The sequence below is a fragment of the Rhodoferax antarcticus ANT.BR genome (genome assembly GCF_001938565.1).
Lineage (GTDB): Bacteria > Pseudomonadota > Gammaproteobacteria > Burkholderiales > Burkholderiaceae_C > Rhodoferax > Rhodoferax antarcticus.
This window is the reverse complement of the sequence record NZ_MSYM01000018.1, coordinates 20,079-37,082: the sequence shown is the minus strand read 5'-3', so window position 1 is coordinate 37,082 and position 17,004 is coordinate 20,079. Positions and strand designations below refer to the sequence as shown.

Sequence of the window (17,004 nt, the reverse complement as noted above, 5' to 3'; positions counted from 1 at the left end):
TTGGGGTTAGGGCGTGACGTAGCCGACAATTTCAAGACCGTAGCCGGTCATGCTGGGCATGCGCCGGGGGTTGCCCAGTAGTTTCATTTTGTGCACGCCACATTCGCGCAAAATTTGTGCGCCCACGCCATAGGTGCGCAGGTCCAGGCGGCCACGCTCGGGGCCGTGGCTGGCCTTGGCGGTGCCTTCAAACTGCGCCAGCAATTGCGCACTGCTTTCGCCGCAGTTGAGGAAAACCACCACACCCTTGCCCTCGGCGGCAACACGGGTCAGGGCGGCTTCCAGGCTCCAGGAGTGCATGGTGCGGCCTTTTTCAAGTGCATCCAACACAGACAATGGCTCATGCACGCGGGCCAGCACGGCTTCGTCAACCGCCCATTCGCCCATGACCAGCGCCAGGTGCACGCCGTGGGCAGTTTTGTCTTTGAAGGCATGGGCGGTGAACTGACCAAAAGCGGTGTTGAAAGGGCGCTGCCCGATGTGCTCCACCAGTGACTCCATGCGACTTCGGTGGTGAATCATGTCGGCAATGGTGCCAATTTTCAGGCCGTGTTCGGCGGCAAACAGCTGCAAATCGGGCAGCCGCGCCATGGTGCCGTCGTCTTTCATGATCTCGCAAATCATGGCGGCAGGCGAGCAACCGGCCATGGCAGCCAGATCACAACCCGCCTCGGTATGGCCCGCGCGAATCAGCACGCCGCCTTCTACCGCCTGCAGCGGAAAGATATGGCCAGGCTGCACCAGGTCTTCAGGCTGGGCGTTTGTGGCTACGGCGGCGCGCACGGTGCGGGCGCGGTCAGCGGCAGAAATGCCGGTGGTGACGCCTTCGGCAGCCTCGATGGACACGGTGAACGCCGTGTTTTTTTTGTCGGCATTGCGGGCCGCCATGGGGGGCAATTGAAGCCGCTCGCAGCGTTCTTTGGTCAGCGTCAGACAGATCAAGCCACGGCCAAAGCGGGCCATGAAATTCACGGCTTCCGGCGTGACGTGGTCAGCGGCCATGATCAGGTCGCCCTCGTTTTCGCGGTCTTCTTCATCGACCAGAATCACCATGCGGCCAGCCGCAATGTCGGCGACGATGTCTTCAACTGGGGAGATGGCAACGGGTTGCAGTGCAGTAGTCATGTGTTTGGGGATAGTGCAGGCAGTAATAAGGTGTAGCGTGGCTCATGTGACTGGCTGAAGGCCGGGGTCGAGCATGCGCTCAACATAGCGGGCAATCAGATCAATCTCCAAATTCACCGTGGAGCCGCTGCGCAAGGTGCCCAGTGCGGTGTTTTCAATGGTGTGGGGAATCAGGTTGATGCTCACCAGGCAGCCTTCGGGAAGGTCCTGAACACTGTTGACGGTGAGGCTCACGCCGTTGACGGTGATGGAGCCCTTGTAGGCCAGGTATTTCGCCAGAGCGGTAGGTGCCAACACCTGCAGCAGCCAGCTTTCACTGACCTGCTCAAACCGCGTGACCTCACCCACGCCATCTACATGGCCAGACACCATGTGCCCGCCCAGCCGGTCATTGGCGCGAAGGGCTTTTTCAAGGTTGATCGCGCCCATGCTGTCCAAACCTGCGGTCTTGTTGAGCGACTCTGCAGAAATGTCGACGGTGAACTGCTGCTGCGCTCGCTCCAACGAGGTCACGGTCATGCAGGCGCCGTTGAGTGCAATGCTGTCGCCCAAAACCACGTCGTCTAGGTAGCCCGTGGGTGGCTCGATGGTCAGGCGCTTGCCATAAGTGACTGAATCGCCCAAGGGTTGAGCGGAAATGATGTGGCCGATGCCGGTGATGATGCCTGTAAACATCGGCGTATTTTCGCAGGGAATGGCGCGCCCGCTTCGGGCGCCTGTGCAAACACCTGGTTAAAAACTGTCTCGTCCCGGAATTCTGGCCAGAAGGCGCAGGTCCGGGCCGACCAATTCGGTGGATACAAACGTCAGCGGCACGGCTTGCGACAGGTCGGTGAGCGCCCCCAAATCCGCCATGCCACGCCCCTGACCAATGAGCTTGGGCGCCAGGTACACCAAAAATTCATCCACCAGCCCGGCGCGAATCAGGGCGCCATTGAGCTTTTCACCCGCTTCTGTGTGCAACTCGTTGATTTCGCGCTTGGCCATGTCTTGCAGCATGGCCGCCAGATCAACCTTGCCGGTGGGCGTGCCATTGGCCTGTGCGCCAGGCAGGTAAACCACCGTGGCGCCACGCGCTTCGAGTGCCTGCTTTTTGATGTCATTTGGCACTGCAGCGTAGATGTAGCAAGCGCGACCAGCTATGAAAAGATTAGCATCAAGCGGAGTTTCAAGGCGGCTGTCAACCACCACCACTGCGGGCTGGCGCGGTGTGTCCACCAGCCGCACGTCGAGCTTGGGGTTGTCGGCCAGCACGGTACCCATGCCGGTCAGCACAGCGCAGGCGCGGGCGCGCCAGGCGTGACCATCGGCGCGGGCTTGTGGCGAGGTAATCCATTGGCTGACGCCGTTTGGCAATGCCGTTTTACCGTCCAGCGAGGCGGCCATCTTCATGCGCACCCAGGGCGTTTTGCGGATCATGCGGCTGAAAAAACCGATGTTGAGCTCGCGCGATGCCATCGCCAGCGGGTCATCAGGGGGCAACACCAGCACCTCAATGCCCGCCGCCCGCATGCGCGCAAAGCCCTGACCGGCCACCAGCGGGTTGGGGTCGGTGTTGGTGGCGACCACCTTTTTGATGCCTGCAGCAATCAGTGCGTCGCAGCACGGGCCAGTGCGGCCTTGGTGCGCGCAGGGCTCCAGGGTGACGTAGGCGGTGGCTCCGCGGACATCATGGCCGATGGCGGCGGCATCGCGCAGAGCCATGATCTCGGCGTGCGGGCCGCCGACTGGCTGGGTGTGGCCTTGGCCCAACAGATTACCGTCAGGGCTGGTGATGACACAGCCTACGTGCGGGTTGGGGGAGGTGAGCAGCAAGCTTTGCGCTGCTTGCGCCAGGGCTTGTTGAATGAAGACTTCGGTATCAGGCATGGTTAGCTTTATATAAGAAATAACCTTCTAGCCCTTATGTTACAAGCGCAAGCAGCTATGCAACTTGTAGCGTTTCAACCTCGAAACCGACAATGTTGCGAGTGGCTTTGCTGAACTCGACCCCAATCAGATGAATCGGCTCACCCCGGGCTTTGAATTTGTCGGCATAACCCTTGTCTTTGATTTGCTGCAAGGCTTGGCCCGCCGGGTTCAGCTCCACCACCTTGAACTCAAACAGAAACACCTGTTGGTTAAACAGCACCGTCATGTCGATGCGACCCTGGTTGGTGGCTTCTTCGAGTTGGATATCCAGCCCCAGCGCGGCAAAGTAGCTGTAGAAAATGCTCGCGTAATAGCCTTCAAAGCCGCTCAACTCGTTCTTGCGATACCAGTCATTGGCAATGCTGGCGTAAAAAGCGTGAAACAGGGTTTTCAGGCCGGTAAAGTCTTGCGCTTGCAACAGTTTGTAGAGTCGGCTTAGGTGCTGCCCTGGCACATTCAAGCCGCCCGTCAGGCTTTGCAGTAGGCTGTTGTTCAGGGCTGACTGAACCTCCATGTTGGGGTATTTCAGCGTCAGCTCCATTTGTCCGGGTGCCTGCCAAATGTCTTTGATGGTCAGGTAGCCCGCTTGAAACATCAGTGCCTCCACCGGAATGTTGTCCACATCAAACGTCGCCAGCAAAGACTCTGAGGCCACGATGCGCGTCAAATCAGGGGTGAACTGCTGGCGCTGTTGCAGCAGTTTGATCAGGAAGGTGGGAGTGCCGGTTTCGAACCAGTGCGGTTTGAATTGTCGCGTGTCAAACAACAGCAACAGCCCAAACGGGTTGTAAACCGAGGCGCCCAGCCAGTTGTAGCCGTTGTACCACTGGCGAATCAGCTCACGGTCCAGCCCCGGCAACTCAGGCGCAAACACCGTGTCCACATCCGCATCGGTGTAACCGCAGATGGTGCTGTAGCGCGGGTCCAAGGTGATGTCTTTGAAGTTATTCAAGCCCGAGAACAGGCTGACTTTGCTGAACTTGCTGACGCCGGTCAAAAAGACAAACTTCAAATGCTCGTCGCTGTCCTTGAGCACTGAATAAAAGTCTTTGAGTACCTCGCGAATGTCGGTGGCAATGGCCGGGGACTCAATGCGGTCAAGAATGGGTTTGTCGTACTCGTCCACCAACACCACGGCACGCTGGCCTGCACGGGTGGCTACATGGATGATCAGTTCCTTGAAGCGACTGCGGTGGTCGGGAAACTGCGGCTTCAAGCCAAAAGACTGCTCCAGCAGGGTGAGCTGCTGGTGCAGGCTTTGCCCCAGGTCGGCCACTGAGCCCAGCACGCCACCACCAAAGCTGATGCGAATCACCGGGTATTTTTTGGACCAGTCCCACGCGTTTTCAGCTGCCAAGCCTTTGAACAGCGCCTGGTTGCCTTCAAACATTTCGCGCAGCGTGTCTAGAAACAGACTTTTGCCAAAACGCCTGGGGCGGCTCAAGAAGTAATATTTGCCTTCATTGGCCAAGCCTACCGCGTAGGCGCTTTTATCCACGTAGTAATGGCCTTCTTGAATAATTTCAGAAAAGGTTTGAATGCCAATGGGCAGCCTGCGCCGGGGCGCAGCGGCTGTGGCGATGTGGTTGGCGACTGTGGAACTCATAAAACCATTCTAGAGGTAGACCGCTTCCCATCATGACAGCTGGGTGCCCGATATGACAGCACTTTGCGACGTTAAAAGCTAAAACGGCTCTCGCCCTTGCCTTCTGGCCAGCACGCGTAGGCCCAGGCCGACCAATTCGGTGGATACAAACGTCAGCGGCACGGCTTGCGACAGGTCGGTGAGCGCCCCCAGATCCGCCATGCCACGCCCCTGGCCAATGAGCTTGGGTGCCAGGTACACCAAAAATTCATCCACCAGCCCGGCGCGAATCAGCGCGCCTTTAAGCCTTGCACCGGCTTCTATATGTAACTCGTTGATCTCGCGCCTGGCCAAGTCTTGCAGCATGGCCGCCAGATCAACCTGGCCGGTAGGCATGCCGTCTGCCTGTGTGGCGGGCAGGTAGATGACGGTGGCGCCACGCGCTTCGAGTGCCTGTTTTTTTATGTCATTTGGCACTGCAGCGTAGATGTAGCAAGCGCGACTAGCTATGAATAGTGCAGCATCCAGTGACGTCTCAAGGCGGCTATCGACCCCGACCAAATGCGGTTGACGCGGGGTGGGCACCAAGCGCACATCAAGTTTTGGGTTGTCGGCCAAAACCGTACCCATGCCGGTGAGCACAGCGCAGGCACGGGCGCGCTAGGCATGGCCGTCGGCGCGAGCTTCGAGCGATGTAATCCACTGGCTGGCACCGTTGGGCAGCGCCGTGACGCCGTCCGGCGAGGCTGCCATTTTCATGCGCACCCACGGTGTTTTGCGGATCATCCGGCTGAAAAAGCCGATATTGAGCTCGCGCGACGCAATGGCCAGCGGGTCATCAGGGGGCAATACCAGCACCTCAATGCCCGCCGCCCGCATGCGCGCAAAGCCTTGGCCACTCAAGTTCGACACTGTTTTTCCGAATTCCTGGTTTTCCCGCCCTGGCTTACCAATGAATTCAACCACTTACGTTGATTTTCTGGTTGAAAGCAAAAAGTGCATGTAGTGGCACGTTTCATTTGGTGGGTAGTTTTCGTTTTTTCTGACTTGCGCTACACTCAGCGCCATGTTCATCAAAGTCACCCAGTCTGGCGGTCGCCGCTACGCCCAGTTGGTGGAGTCCTTTCGCAATGATGAAGGCAAACCCCGCCAGCGCACCGTCTGCACCCTGGGTCGTCTGGAGTCCGGCGGCGACGTTGACACCCTGATTGCCTCCTTGCAACGCGCCCGAGGTATTGCCCCTGCTGCGTCTGCACTTGATGACCTGCGCTTTACTGACAGTCGCCATGCTGGTGACATCTGGGCCTTGTCTGAACTCTGGCGAACCTTGGGCTTTGATGATTTGGCGACTTCTTGGCGGCGCTCCAAAACAGAGATTGATGTTCTGACCTGTTTGCGCCTGATGGTCTTCAACCGCCTGTGTGACCCTGGCAGCAAACTCGGTGTGCTGCGCTGGCTGCAAACCGTGGCTTTGCCCGCAGGCTCTGGCATCGTCACTGAGCATCAGCACCTGCTGCGCGCCATGGATGTACTCGATGAGCACAGCGACAAACTCAAGCTCCGACTGGCCACGCTCATGCGTCCGCTGATTGACCAAGACCTCTCGGTGGTGTTTTATGACCTCACCACGGTTGCGGTCACCGGACAGACGGATTTGCAAGACGATGTGCGCGCTTACGGCTTGGCCAAGTCGGGCCTGATTGAGCGCCAGTTCATGTTGTCCTTGGTGCAAACCTGCGAGGGCCTGCCCATCGCGCATGAAGTACATCCCGGTAACACGGCAGAGGCCAAAACCCTGCTGCCCATGATTCGGGGGTTGTTGGTGCGTTACCCGCTCAAGCGTGTGGTGCTGATTGCCGATCGGGGGCTGCTCAGCACGGCCAACATTGAAGAGTTGGACAAGTTGCAGGCCCAGTTGAAAAAGGATGGCCGTGATGTCGCCGTTGAGTACATCCTGGCGGTGCCGGCGGCGCGTTATGGTGACTTTGCAGATGATCTGCAAAAACTGCATAAGGGCCAGGATGCCACCCAAGAATGGTGCGGTGAAACAAAATGGAGCGATAGCCGTCTGGTGGTCGCACACGACCCGGTGGCTGCCAACCGGCGCACCACGGCGCGTGACAACACGATGGCAGAGTTGCTCAAATTGGGCCAGCAGTGCAGTGTCAAACTCGATGCGCAAGACGAGAGTCAACGCGCGGGTCAAAAGAACAAAAGCAAAGGCCGCCCGATGTCGGATTCGGGGACCAAAGCACGCTTCTACCATGCAGTCAAAGACGCGCATATGGCGCATTTGATCAAGGTGGATTTGAAGGCCGACCTGTTCAGCTATTCAATTGATGAGGATAAGAAGCGCTACCTGGAACTACTCGATGGCAAGTTGCTGCTGGTGACCAACACCAATGCACCAGCGGCTGAGGTGGTGCAGCGTTACAAGAGTCTGGCCGATATTGAACGGGGATTTCGGGTGCTCAAATCTGACATCGAGATTGGCCCGGTGTACCACCGGCTGCCTCAGCGCATTCGCGCGCATGCACTGATTTGCTTCATGGCGCTAGTGCTGTACCGGGTGATGCGCATGCGCCTGAAAGCTGCGAAGCGATCCGAGTCGCCCAGCACGCTGCTGGAGAGCCTCAAGCGCATTCATCAGCAGACCGTGCAGAGCGGCGATGGCAAAACGCTGGCGGGTTTAACTGAGATCACACCGGCTCAGAAGTCGCTGTTTACCGCACTGGATTTGACACCGCCAACCCCGTCTGACTTGGCTAAGCCTGTTTTGTAGTCTACGCTTTGAAGTCCGTTTCTAATGAAATCAATCACTTGCGTGCAGGAAGTGTCGAACTTGGGGGGCCATGATGTCGGCGTGCGGGCCGCCTATCGCCTGTGTTACCCCGATACCTATAGCTTGCCCGTTTGGGTCGGTTTACACGCACCCAACTGTGTTGGATGAGGTGGGGTGACATCTCGCGTCTCAGTGGCGTATCTAAGCGCAGTCAGTATGACGTCAATTTGTTCGAGGTGCATCACCATGGTTGTCAATAAAAATTTCTATCGTCATAGTGCTCGCAACCGGTTCGCCGCCAAGAGTCGCGGGCTCCATGATGGTGGTTTGCAACGAAGACATCGTGGCAGACGTCCAATCCCCAGCAGGTTGCTGGTCCTCAATCTGAAAGTGATCAACAACACCCATTGCAGAAACCCAGACCGTCACAACCACGGTTGCCAAGGTGTTCTTGGGCGCTGAGTCAGGATGAATCACCCAGTCAACGGCTGGCACTGTACGGGTATCTACCTCGTGGCTTGAACGATAAAGCAGAGGACTCCATCCGGGATTTGAGTCTGAACTGGACAAATCTGCCTGGGAAACCAGGCTTTCTGAATTGCTCGTGGCGTTTGGTGCCTTGGTTTGTGCGCCTAGAGGCAAGTCCTTTTCCGCAGCCCCAGTTAGTCCCGGATCTAGCGAACCTGTATTTCCAGGTTTCATTGAGTATGGATTCGGCTGAATCCAGCTCACTTTCAGAGTTGATTGCGGTCCAGCTATTTGCCTCTTGGGCGACCTCCCCCAACTGGTAATTGCACCTAAGACCGCCCAGTGCAAGCTCAAAACGAGAAGTGTGCAGACCACTACTCCCATAGAAGCCTTCATCTTTGTTGCGGCTGTTGTTGGTGCAAAAGGGATTGTTGAATTCAACACCAGCCGCAAAAAAAGTTTTAAGGGTGCTACGAGCAGGCTATTTAAAGCACTTTTTGGGATCGCTGCCACTGCCCGATGCAGCCAGCGAGCCAGTGTTAGTCTTTGAGTAACTTCCGCAGGTGTCACCGGCCATGCTGCCCTCTGGGGTTGCTGAGATTGTGTAAGTTGCGCTTGCCACTGCTAGCGTGATGTTGTAGTTTGCTCCGCCGGTTGCTGGCACTGCCCCAAAGCGGCTCGAGAAGGCTGCATTCACCGTGCTGGTCGGTGTGTCAGAGTAACGGTTGTTCTCGGTAAAGTATCGCTCCAGCCATCCTTCTGCTTTGAGCACCTCAGCGCGCGCTTCAGCGCGCTTGCCACGGGCCACGTATTCACTATAAGAGGGCATGGCAATTGCCGCCAGTATTCCGATCACTGCTACAACAATCATCAATTCAATTAACGTGAAACCAGAGGCATTGAGTCGCTTGTTCATATCGTTTCCGTGTGATCTTCTCTATTGATTACGCAAGATTTCGCGCCAAGTAATCCGGCCGTCGCTGCATGCGCCAAATCGCTGGGTCGTTTCTATGCCGCCACTACCCAAGGCAGTAAGCGTGCGGAACATGCATTGGTTCTGGGCTCTGGGTGCCCATGGCGGATTGCAAGTTAGCGGGTCAGGACATAAAACACACTCCGTTGGCACAGCTGGATTGCATACGCAGTCTGGGTCGCCGGCCGTACAAACAGTAGTACTGGGGGCTGGAGTGGGGGCTGAAAAAACGCCGCCCTTGGAGAACTCAAATGCATTCTGTGTTGAACCACCGACCGCACCATAACCAGTGACGAGTGGTGCACCGGGTACGAGCCTAACAATTGGGTTGCCACCGATCGGGTTGATGGTCGCATCAAATGAAGTCGCGTCATAGCGGCATCCGTCAGAAGTCGACTGCGGTGCCAGAGATCGGACATTTACCCGGTATGCGCCCTCGGATACCGGGTTAAAAATCACACTCTCTGACGACTCTGGCAAATCGAGATACCAGCCTTTTTTGCTCGGGTAGCTCACAGCATTTTGTGAAAAGTAGCGATAGCCACCAACGGTAGTCGTGGTCTGCTTAACTAGATTGGTTTTGCCGGTGGTGATTGCCGTTGAGACCCCAGGTTGATCGTAAATTCCATAAATGGTTTGGCTATATGGCGAGGCCATGGGGTAATCCCCAGTTTCCAGTACCTTACCGGTACCAAAGAAAAGCTGAAACCCACCCTGCGGATGAGGAAACGGAACGATGGCCGTGGTGATCGGCTGCGCGACAGTGGTCGTGGTAGAAGGTGGCCCGACGTTGATGACTTCGGTCGTTGCTTGGTACGAGGGAACGCTTCCTGTCGTCGCTACCCCCCAGTTTGCGGGATTAGGGTCCGAAACGTTGAACTTCCAGACGTTGCCTTTCAGGTCCCCCGCATAGATCACGTCAATGACGCCATCATTGTTGCTGTCAACAGCGGTTGGGGTTGCCAAGCCATTGTTGGGCCCGAGCCCGGCTGTGCCCACCACGATCTTCTTGTAATGCGTACCAGCAGTCCAAGTCGTTGAACTGGCAGTTGCTGGGCCGTCGGCAAATAAAATGTACAAGGCCGCGTTCCCACTGGCACTGTTGTATCCGTTGCCAAAGATGACGGCCCATTTTTTATTGGCCATGTATCCGGTCTGGGTAGGTTGTCCATTTGAACGGGTGTTTGTACGGCCCACTATGTAGCCCATGTCCGAAGGAACGTCAGTATCGGAGGACTCAGTGAACTCCCACGTGACAACATTTGCGGCATCGGTATCCAACTCGGTAACAGACGCTGGGTTGGTCACATCAAGCGCAAATACGCCTTTTGCGCCTCGCCCGAAGGAGCCGAACAGATACGTTTTCCAAGTCAGTGTTGTGGGTGTTGTGCCGGTCTTCATGTCGGCGGCCATCACGCTGCCATCGGCATTCATGCGATCCACACCAGTACCTAAGGAGAAGTCTTTGGCAGTAATGGCGGCCAATTTGGAATAGGGCGCGGTACCGCTAGTGGTGTAGAGGGCGCGCGGCACATAGGCAAGCAATTCGCTTCCAGTGGCTCCGCTAAAGCCATGTACCATGCCGTCATTGGCGGCAACGAATACGGCGTTTCTTGCTGCATTGGTGGTGCGGAAAGTACCGTAGCCGCCGTCATATTCGGTGTTGGTATAACCGGCGGACGGTTGCCCCACGTACCAAGGCGTTGAGTTCACGATTGCTCCGAGTTTGGTAACTGGCCGGGCACGCAAACCCACGCTGGCCGCACATCCCGCTGTGGAAGAAGTGCTGCCGGCTGCAACCTCGTCACATGCACTACCGCGCAACCAGTTGAGGCGAGCCTGACCCACTGTGGCGGTGCTCAGCGCGCCGGATGCTGGATTCGTTCTCAAAACGTCTTGTTGTACTGCGGACAGTTTTGCCCAACGGAACGCGACGGATGCAGTATCGGACAAGGTAAATATTTTCCGCCCTGTGTCCCAGCCGGAACCAGCCGCCTGCGTCGTCATCACAGCCCCAGCATCCCAATCCTGGGTACCTGAAACATTGCCATCTGGCGCAAAGCCAAAGCGCAAAAATTGCCCGCTGACGTCCGCATCAACGCCTGCGCCTGCCTCTTTGATGCTGTGAGTGCTGGTATAGACGTAGCCCCCAGCCGACGTGCGCGAGGAGGTTGCTGCAGCGGGTGCAGCACCGCCAGCTTTCAAGATAGTTTGAAAAATCTGTTCCAGAGACGTTTCCAGCTGACCCGGATCCACGGCATAAAAATACGTATCGGGAATGCCATCACCGCCTGCAACGGTGGTGCCAGCCGTGTTCTTTGCATCCCAGGCATCGGGCATCAGCACATTGCCTGGCACATAGGCTGTTGTCGAATATTTGGCTCTGTCAAAGCCACCATACTTGGCGGCGTAATACAAAGGGTCGTGTAGTACCGAACCAGATACCCCTAGCATCGAATAGGTAGCAATGGTTTTGCCGTTTCCGACATTGCAAGGGTTGCAACCGCCTGAGGCATTCAGGTTGGTTGTAGGCGTAACCGAAATGTTCGCAGGATCAACATAGTAAAAGTTTTCGATACCGGAGTGGAAGTGCACACCATCCTGACTGGCAGCCACTGTCGGGCCCGTGCCAGAGATGACATACCCGAAACCCTGAGCAGTATTCGTGGACTCGAAAAAAGTCTGTGTGGAAATCTTGATGTTATTTCCCACCACCGTGTATTCCAACGTGCCCCAAAGATCTTGGTCGTAGTCGCCGCCTTGTTCGGAGTCTTCCCACTGTATGAGGTACTTACCATACGTCGACGTTTGAGACACCACCCGGAAGTCAACCAACGCGCCGCCACCCTGGCCACCACCTGTTACCAGGCGGTAAGCCGGCTGAATGATCACAAACTTGGCAGGGTCAGTTGGCAGCGGCACCTTGATACGCGGCGTGCCTGTTGCCAATGCGACGCCATAGGTGTCAACGCGAAAGGCGCGCGTATTCGTTGTGGGAACGTATATATCGGTACGAATGGGCGTGGTATGGGCCTGCAATGCCAAACCGGCCATCAGGTAGCCACCATTGGCGGTAGGTGCCTCTGGGCAAATGCCACTGACGCCCGCAAGACTGGTAAAAAACTTGTCATTGCAGATTTTGCTGGGATCAGTTGCGGTGCTGCCAACAGCCCATTTGGCGCCCGATGCATATAAACCTTCGGATGTGCCAATCTGATCTGTACGCGCAGCAACTGTCGTAGCACCACTGAGGCCATTAATGTCTGTCTGACTGCCCCACTGATCAATGTCATAAGACGTGACGCTTGCGTTGAAGTTGACCACGCTGGTGCGCCTACAAATAGGGTCACCAAAGCTCGCGGTTGTTGTTGATGCAAACGGGTCTGACCAAGCTGCAACTGTCAACCCAATCGCCGCATCTTTAGCCCCGGCAGCGTTATTGAATGCCGTGGTTGGAGAAATCTGAGTTGTCGGGCTTCCAGGTACCTTGCCAACCAAATAGCGCAATGATTCAAGGTAAATTTCCCCCATCGGATTTCCCCAACTGGTACAACTTCCTTCCGATATGGAGGTCAATTGGAAATTGCACGTGTCTAACCCGGTGTAAGTGCCATCCCTGTAGTCGTACCCGTATATTCTCAACGCGTTAAGATTTTCGACTATGCCATTCACGCCTGTCTTGAACTGGCCATCGTCCAAATCAACTTCATCGGTAAATGAGGCCACGTTTTTGCGCAGAACGCCACCAGAGATATTCTTGTCGAAGCTGCCCGTCATCAGCCCGAAAGCGGCTTGGTTACTCTCGCCGTATTTTTGCAGTAAACCCACCGGTTTGTAGTTGCCCAGTGGGTATAACTTGCAGCGCGATTTTTCATCATCTGTAAATCCGGTCGCTGGCGCCACGGCGCTGTCCAACCCGGTTTTACAAACTTCAACGCGAGCTGTGTAGGAACCCGCAGCATAACCTGTACCCAGTCCATTTGTTGCGCGTGAGGGGTTATTGGCACTCGCGTTGATACCGGAGTTTGCAGCGACGTTGCCGTTGGTAGCTGTCTTGTCTTCGCTCCAATAGCACTGCCACCTTTCATTGGAGTTCCACAGCGCGAAATTTCCATTGGCCACCCGTATGGACGGTGCGCTGATGGCCCCATGAGAATAATTAACCGTACCATTCTTGAACGAAGCGTTGCAGATGCTGATCTCGGTCACTGCGCTGAAGGGGGTCAGTTTCCGAATATCTGTGCCGGAGTAGTACTTGGCGAACGCATGCGCATCGGTCGGCAAGTGGGCGCGCTCCAGAACGGTTAAGGATGTGCCAGAAACAATGGAAGCATCTGTACTCCGATAGCCCCCGTAAAGAATGCGCCTCACCACGTCCATGCGGGTAGTGGTTGCCCAGTTCAGGAAGTTGCCGTGCCATTCTCCCGCGCCACCGCAATAGGTAGGGTCGGTCGCAGCGCTTCCATTCTCTTTGCGCTCTGGTACATAGCGATTTGAGGTGGTGTTGTATGAATAGCAGCGTTGGTTATCGAAATAGCCGTAATAGCGATAGGTGTGCTTGTATTGAGTTTCTGGTAAACCGTCGCCATCCAGATCAGAGTATTCGTTGTAGGCCTTATAAAAAAGCTGATGATCCCTGGAGAGATTCAGCATGACCATGGGCGACCCCTTGTTCTCCGAAAGGTACGGGGGCAATGCAGTGAGGTTGACCGCATGCGCTGCAAATGTCATGAGCACCGTAACAAGCAGCATCAATGCGCAGGCGGCCGCCCTGGTCCCTGATACGGTGCGCCTTGAAGAAAACCTGGTGAGTTCGGTTGTAAACATGATTACTTGGCCTTCACAGAAGTTTGTAACATCACGCGAGTTGTTGCATTGGCGCCGTACCCTAAAGCAGTCACCCGGTACACGGTAGCTTCGTATTTGGGGAAATATTCAATGAGGTACCTTGGCCGTTGGGCAACGACCGGCAGCGCAGCCGCTCCGGTATAAAAGCCATACACCACGCTCCCGTCTGAAATCGCAGTGTTGTTCGCAGGCGAGGCATTGGTCCAGCGGCTCGATGTTTCCCAGATTGGCGAACCGACATTCGGATTGCAGCGCCCGTTTGGGCACGCCGTGTCAAAACCATTGCCTTTGTCAATCGGATCAGCCCGGCACAATGTCGATGTAACAGGGCAAACCGCACCACTGGAAAGCTGACTCCGTATGTCATTTTCAGCATCTTTTAACGCTGCTTCTGCGGCTTGAAAAGCCAGCGTTCGATCTGATTCATTGCCTGCAATACGCGCTGAAAAGGTTGAGCCTTGCATGGCAGTGATAGCGAGTCCGCTCAAAATAACCAAAAAGATCATCACAATGACCAAGGACACGCCAGCTTGGGACCGAGCTGATGATTGGCTACCACGCATGGAAAGAACTCTTGACTTCTTCATGAACTGGTCCTGTTTCTGAGCCTGACCGTTGTCGTGAAGGTGCGATAACTTTCGCCAGCTGTTGCGGCTAAAGCGGTCCCGTAGCAATCTGTGTATGTAGTTCCGGTGTCGTTACCCCCAGGCTGTACCGATTTTGTTAATACGCAAACCTCAACAGCCAGTACCGCCGGCCACTGATCGCTTGCATTGACGGCCGAAGTGACTTGCGCAGCAGTTCTGGCTCTTTGAGCTGAATTCAGATCGATTAATGACGGCAGCAAATAAGTGAATCTAAGTTGCTCAACACCTGGAATCAATGGTTGCATTTGGAAGGCCGCCGTACCTGCGGGGAGCGTTCGATCGGAGACACAGGTTAACTGCCCCATACGCACGGTTCCATTGGGCGTCTGAACATTGGTGTGGGTGACCACAAAATATGAGCGTGTTTCATTCACCACTGTGCCGGTAGCCAATGTCGTTGGTATTGAGCCCATCCCGACACAATCAAACCCCTGATACTTGGCTGATGACAAGTCGTATGCATCGGTTTCTGCGATCAGCCTAATGGAAGCAGAGGGCAATTCGCCCGCAGGCGTGGCGGTTCTGCAGGCCAGGTCGGCAAGCGATGCGGTTGTGGTGGGGTTGACAAAACCCAGGTCACATCCAAATATCTTGTTGTCTATGGGACCCTCCGGCAAAGTACCTTTAGGGTCAACCATCACAAAACCGGCACTCTGAATGTATTTGGCAACCAGGTTCAGCGCGAACCGGCCGTTTTCTTCCATTTCGGATGTCTCAGTCGCTGCGTTATAGGCGGTCTTGGAATAAAGGTAGATGGTTGAAGCCACAATGGCAATCACCATTCCAATAGCCAAACCAACAAGTAGCTCAATCAGTGAAAAGCCGCTGTTGCCGTATCTGGTTCCGGCGAATGGTGTTTTGTTGGCTCTGCGCATGAGGTCAAGGCTCAATTGGGACAAGATTGAATCGGCGGCACCGCACACCGTCAGGCACGCTGGCTGCCGCCGGACAGCAATTGCGCCAGGCTATGTCGCTTGTCGATGCATCTATAGTGGAAGTGCAGGTTGTTGACGGTAGGAGCGCACCCGATGCGGGGTCCACGAACTCCTTGTCCATGAACATGGTCGTCACCACCATGCCCGTCGCTGGCGTGCCGGTAATCTGTGCGGCCCCACCGGGCAGAATGGTTTGTGCTTTATTTAAAAGGTCTGCAATGTCGTCGGCAGCGATTTGCGCTGTGGTGCAAGAGGCACTTGAAGTACGGCAGTTGTTGCTGCTAGGTGTCGCAGCCTTGCCAGTGGCGTAGTCGGCTGTATAGGCGTAGTTGCCATTTTTGGCGCCTGTTGGGTTGGCGAGTATCCGTTCGGCGATGTCGTTGGTGATCTCTGCCACCCGATGCGTAGACCAGGCATTCTTTTGGTACGAAATGGCCTTAAGTTGCATGCCAGCTATGCCCAGTAGCCCGATTGACATGATCAGAATGGAAATCAGGGCTTCAATCAAAGTGGCACCACTTTGGCTGAGGCGTTGGCGAAAAACCAGAGGGTGTTGCGTAGTCATGGTTTAAAAACTGGTGCAGGTTGTCAGATAAGGAATGACCCTGACGCGCCCTGGCCGACTGATACACACACGCCTGCCGTATTTGGTCTCATAGGCAACGTCGCTGGACTTTGTCCAAATGTCAAAGGTGTGCGTGTCGGTGGAGAGTCCGACAGATCGAAAAACAATGGTGCCTACCGATGTCCTAGTGAACCCTCGTTCTAGGGATGTACGGTCAACCGCCGTCAAAGTCTTTAGCAATGTGTCCGACGTGTCTCTCTGTCCATTGCCATTGATGTCAACAAACGCTTGTATTTCATATACACCCCAGAACTGAGAGTTCTGGCAAGTGATGGCATTATTGGCCTTCGGGCAAATCACCACGCTCTGATTTCTTGTAATGGCTTCACTTCGCGCGTAGTTGATGAGTCCAACGAATCCCTTCACATCGGTTGACAACCGGTTGCTGACAATGAAGCTGCGAAATTCAGGCAAGCCCAGAGCCAGCAATATGCCGAGAATGGCAATGGTCACCAGCAGTTCGATGATGGTAAAGCCGGTAGACTTCTTCGGCCTGTTGAACGTGGAGGTTGGTTTGCCCATGGCGACAGTCTAGGGTGGGGAACCGTCCTACTGCAACGCCGCTGACTAGGTTGCGTATTACCATTCGTCAGGAATTGGGGTGGTTGAGGTAGCTAGCGGGGCCTGACTGATAGGACTTCAGTCACAGCTTTCTACCGCCCCATCTCATCCACCACCGCCCTGAACTCATCCACATCCTCAAAGCTGCGGTACACGCTGGCAAAGCGCACATAGGCGACCTTGTCGAGCTTTTTCAGCTCGGCCATGACCAGTTCACCAATGCGGTTTGACGGCAGTTCCCGCTGGCCGAGGGTGAGCAGTTTTTCTTCAATCCGCTCTACCGCTGCATCCACCAGTTCGGTGCTGACAGAGCGCTTGCGCAGCGCCAGCCGCATGGAGCCCAACACCTTGCTGCGCTCGTAGTCGATGCGCCGGCCGTCTTTCTTGACGATCGCCGGAAAATTGACCTCGGGGCGTTCGTAGGTGGTAAAGCGCTTGTCGCAAGACGCGCAGCGGCGTCTGCGGCGAATAAAGCCCCCGTCTTCAGACTCCCGCGTTTCCACCACCTGGGTGTCGGGGTGGCTGCAGAAGGGACATTTCATGG

General features: G+C 55.7%; 13 protein-coding genes and 1 pseudogene. 1 reads left to right on the top strand and 13 read right to left on the bottom strand.

All coding sequences use genetic code 11. The annotated features are described in order from the left end of the window. Window positions 1-6 precede the first annotated feature (6 nt). The 5 genes and pseudogenes from ribBA to BLL52_RS16345 form a co-directional block, all read right to left on the bottom strand. Complete coding sequence (gene ribBA / locus BLL52_RS16365; RefSeq protein ID WP_075587738.1) at window positions 7-1,125, bottom strand: bifunctional 3,4-dihydroxy-2-butanone-4-phosphate synthase/GTP cyclohydrolase II; 1,119 nt, start codon at window positions 1,123-1,125, stop codon at window positions 7-9. A gap of 42 nt (window positions 1,126-1,167) precedes the next feature. Beyond that, on the bottom strand, window positions 1,168-1,800 hold the full coding sequence (locus BLL52_RS16360) for a riboflavin synthase (RefSeq protein WP_075587737.1): 633 nt from the start codon (window positions 1,798-1,800) through the stop codon (window positions 1,168-1,170). A gap of 57 nt (window positions 1,801-1,857) precedes the next feature. Next, the gene (ribD, locus tag BLL52_RS16355) at window positions 1,858-2,994 is read right to left on the bottom strand and encodes a bifunctional diaminohydroxyphosphoribosylaminopyrimidine deaminase/5-amino-6-(5-phosphoribosylamino)uracil reductase RibD (RefSeq protein ID WP_075587736.1); all 1,137 of its coding nucleotides are present in this window, start codon (window positions 2,992-2,994) and stop codon (window positions 1,858-1,860) included. A 55-nt stretch (window positions 2,995-3,049) separates the two neighbouring features. Beyond that, the gene (locus tag BLL52_RS16350; protein WP_075587735.1) at window positions 3,050-4,642 is read right to left on the bottom strand and encodes an ATP-binding protein; all 1,593 of its coding nucleotides are present in this window, start codon (window positions 4,640-4,642) and stop codon (window positions 3,050-3,052) included. 78 nt (window positions 4,643-4,720) lie between these two features. Next, a pseudogene (locus BLL52_RS16345) lies at window positions 4,721-5,524 on the bottom strand (RibD family protein); the annotation flags it as partial. 163 nt (window positions 5,525-5,687) lie between these two features. On the opposite strand from BLL52_RS16345, the gene BLL52_RS16340 reads away from it, so the two are divergent. Further along, entirely contained in the window at window positions 5,688-7,403 is a 1,716-nt protein-coding gene (locus BLL52_RS16340; RefSeq protein ID WP_075585441.1) for an IS1634 family transposase, read from the top strand. A gap of 222 nt (window positions 7,404-7,625) precedes the next feature. On the opposite strand, the gene BLL52_RS20460 is transcribed toward BLL52_RS16340, so the two are convergent. From BLL52_RS20460 to nrdR, 8 genes are all read right to left on the bottom strand, one after another. Further along, window positions 7,626-8,384: a hypothetical protein gene (locus BLL52_RS20460; protein ID WP_139313438.1), complete on the bottom strand. Its 759-nt coding sequence runs from the start codon at window positions 8,382-8,384 to the stop codon at window positions 7,626-7,628. Next, a complete protein-coding gene (locus tag BLL52_RS16330; RefSeq protein WP_075587733.1) occupies window positions 8,353-8,787 on the bottom strand; it encodes a type IV pilin protein in 435 nt (144 codons plus the stop codon). The genes BLL52_RS20460 and BLL52_RS16330 overlap by 32 nt, the downstream gene beginning before the upstream one ends. Window positions 8,788-8,808: 21 nt before the next feature. After that, window positions 8,809-13,671: a pilus assembly protein gene (locus BLL52_RS16325; protein WP_075587732.1), complete on the bottom strand. Its 4,863-nt coding sequence runs from the start codon at window positions 13,669-13,671 to the stop codon at window positions 8,809-8,811. A gap of 2 nt (window positions 13,672-13,673) precedes the next feature. Next, window positions 13,674-14,279, bottom strand: a complete 606-nt coding sequence (locus tag BLL52_RS16320; RefSeq protein WP_083634013.1) for a pilus assembly PilX family protein — start codon at window positions 14,277-14,279, stop codon at window positions 13,674-13,676. Then, window positions 14,276-15,238 (bottom strand): PilW family protein, encoded by a 963-nt coding sequence (locus BLL52_RS16315; RefSeq protein WP_156876248.1) that lies wholly within the window; start codon window positions 15,236-15,238, stop codon window positions 14,276-14,278. The genes BLL52_RS16320 and BLL52_RS16315 overlap by 4 nt, the downstream gene beginning before the upstream one ends. Continuing rightward, window positions 15,219-15,839, bottom strand: a complete 621-nt coding sequence (gene pilV / locus BLL52_RS16310; RefSeq protein ID WP_075587729.1) for a type IV pilus modification protein PilV — start codon at window positions 15,837-15,839, stop codon at window positions 15,219-15,221. The genes BLL52_RS16315 and pilV overlap by 20 nt, the downstream gene beginning before the upstream one ends. A 3-nt stretch (window positions 15,840-15,842) precedes the next feature. Further along, a complete protein-coding gene (locus BLL52_RS16305; protein WP_075587728.1) occupies window positions 15,843-16,421 on the bottom strand; it encodes a GspH/FimT family pseudopilin in 579 nt (192 codons plus the stop codon). Window positions 16,422-16,552: 131 nt separating this feature from the next. After that, entirely contained in the window at window positions 16,553-17,002 is a 450-nt protein-coding gene (gene nrdR, locus BLL52_RS16300; protein ID WP_075587727.1) for a transcriptional regulator NrdR, read from the bottom strand. Between the last annotated feature and the right edge of the window lie 2 nt (window positions 17,003-17,004).

Coding starts and splice junctions, on each gene's coding strand:
- ribBA (WP_075587738.1), bottom strand. CDS start 1,125: ATGACTACTGCACTGCAACCCGTTGCCATCTCCCCAGTTGAAGACATC.
- BLL52_RS16360 (WP_075587737.1), bottom strand. CDS start 1,800: ATGTTTACAGGCATCATCACCGGCATCGGCCACATCATTTCCGCTCAA.
- ribD (WP_075587736.1), bottom strand. CDS start 2,994: ATGCCTGATACCGAAGTCTTCATTCAACAAGCCCTGGCGCAAGCAGCG.
- BLL52_RS16350 (WP_075587735.1), bottom strand. CDS start 4,642: ATGAGTTCCACAGTCGCCAACCACATCGCCACAGCCGCTGCGCCCCGG.
- BLL52_RS16340 (WP_075585441.1), top strand. CDS start 5,688: ATGTTCATCAAAGTCACCCAGTCTGGCGGTCGCCGCTACGCCCAGTTG.
- BLL52_RS16330 (WP_075587733.1), bottom strand. CDS start 8,787: ATGAACAAGCGACTCAATGCCTCTGGTTTCACGTTAATTGAATTGATG.
- BLL52_RS16325 (WP_075587732.1), bottom strand. CDS start 13,671: ATGTTTACAACCGAACTCACCAGGTTTTCTTCAAGGCGCACCGTATCA.
- BLL52_RS16320 (WP_083634013.1), bottom strand. CDS start 14,279: ATGAAGAAGTCAAGAGTTCTTTCCATGCGTGGTAGCCAATCATCAGCT.
- pilV (WP_075587729.1), bottom strand. CDS start 15,839: ATGACTACGCAACACCCTCTGGTTTTTCGCCAACGCCTCAGCCAAAGT.
- BLL52_RS16305 (WP_075587728.1), bottom strand. CDS start 16,421: ATGGGCAAACCAACCTCCACGTTCAACAGGCCGAAGAAGTCTACCGGC.
- nrdR (WP_075587727.1), bottom strand. CDS start 17,002: ATGAAATGTCCCTTCTGCAGCCACCCCGACACCCAGGTGGTGGAAACG.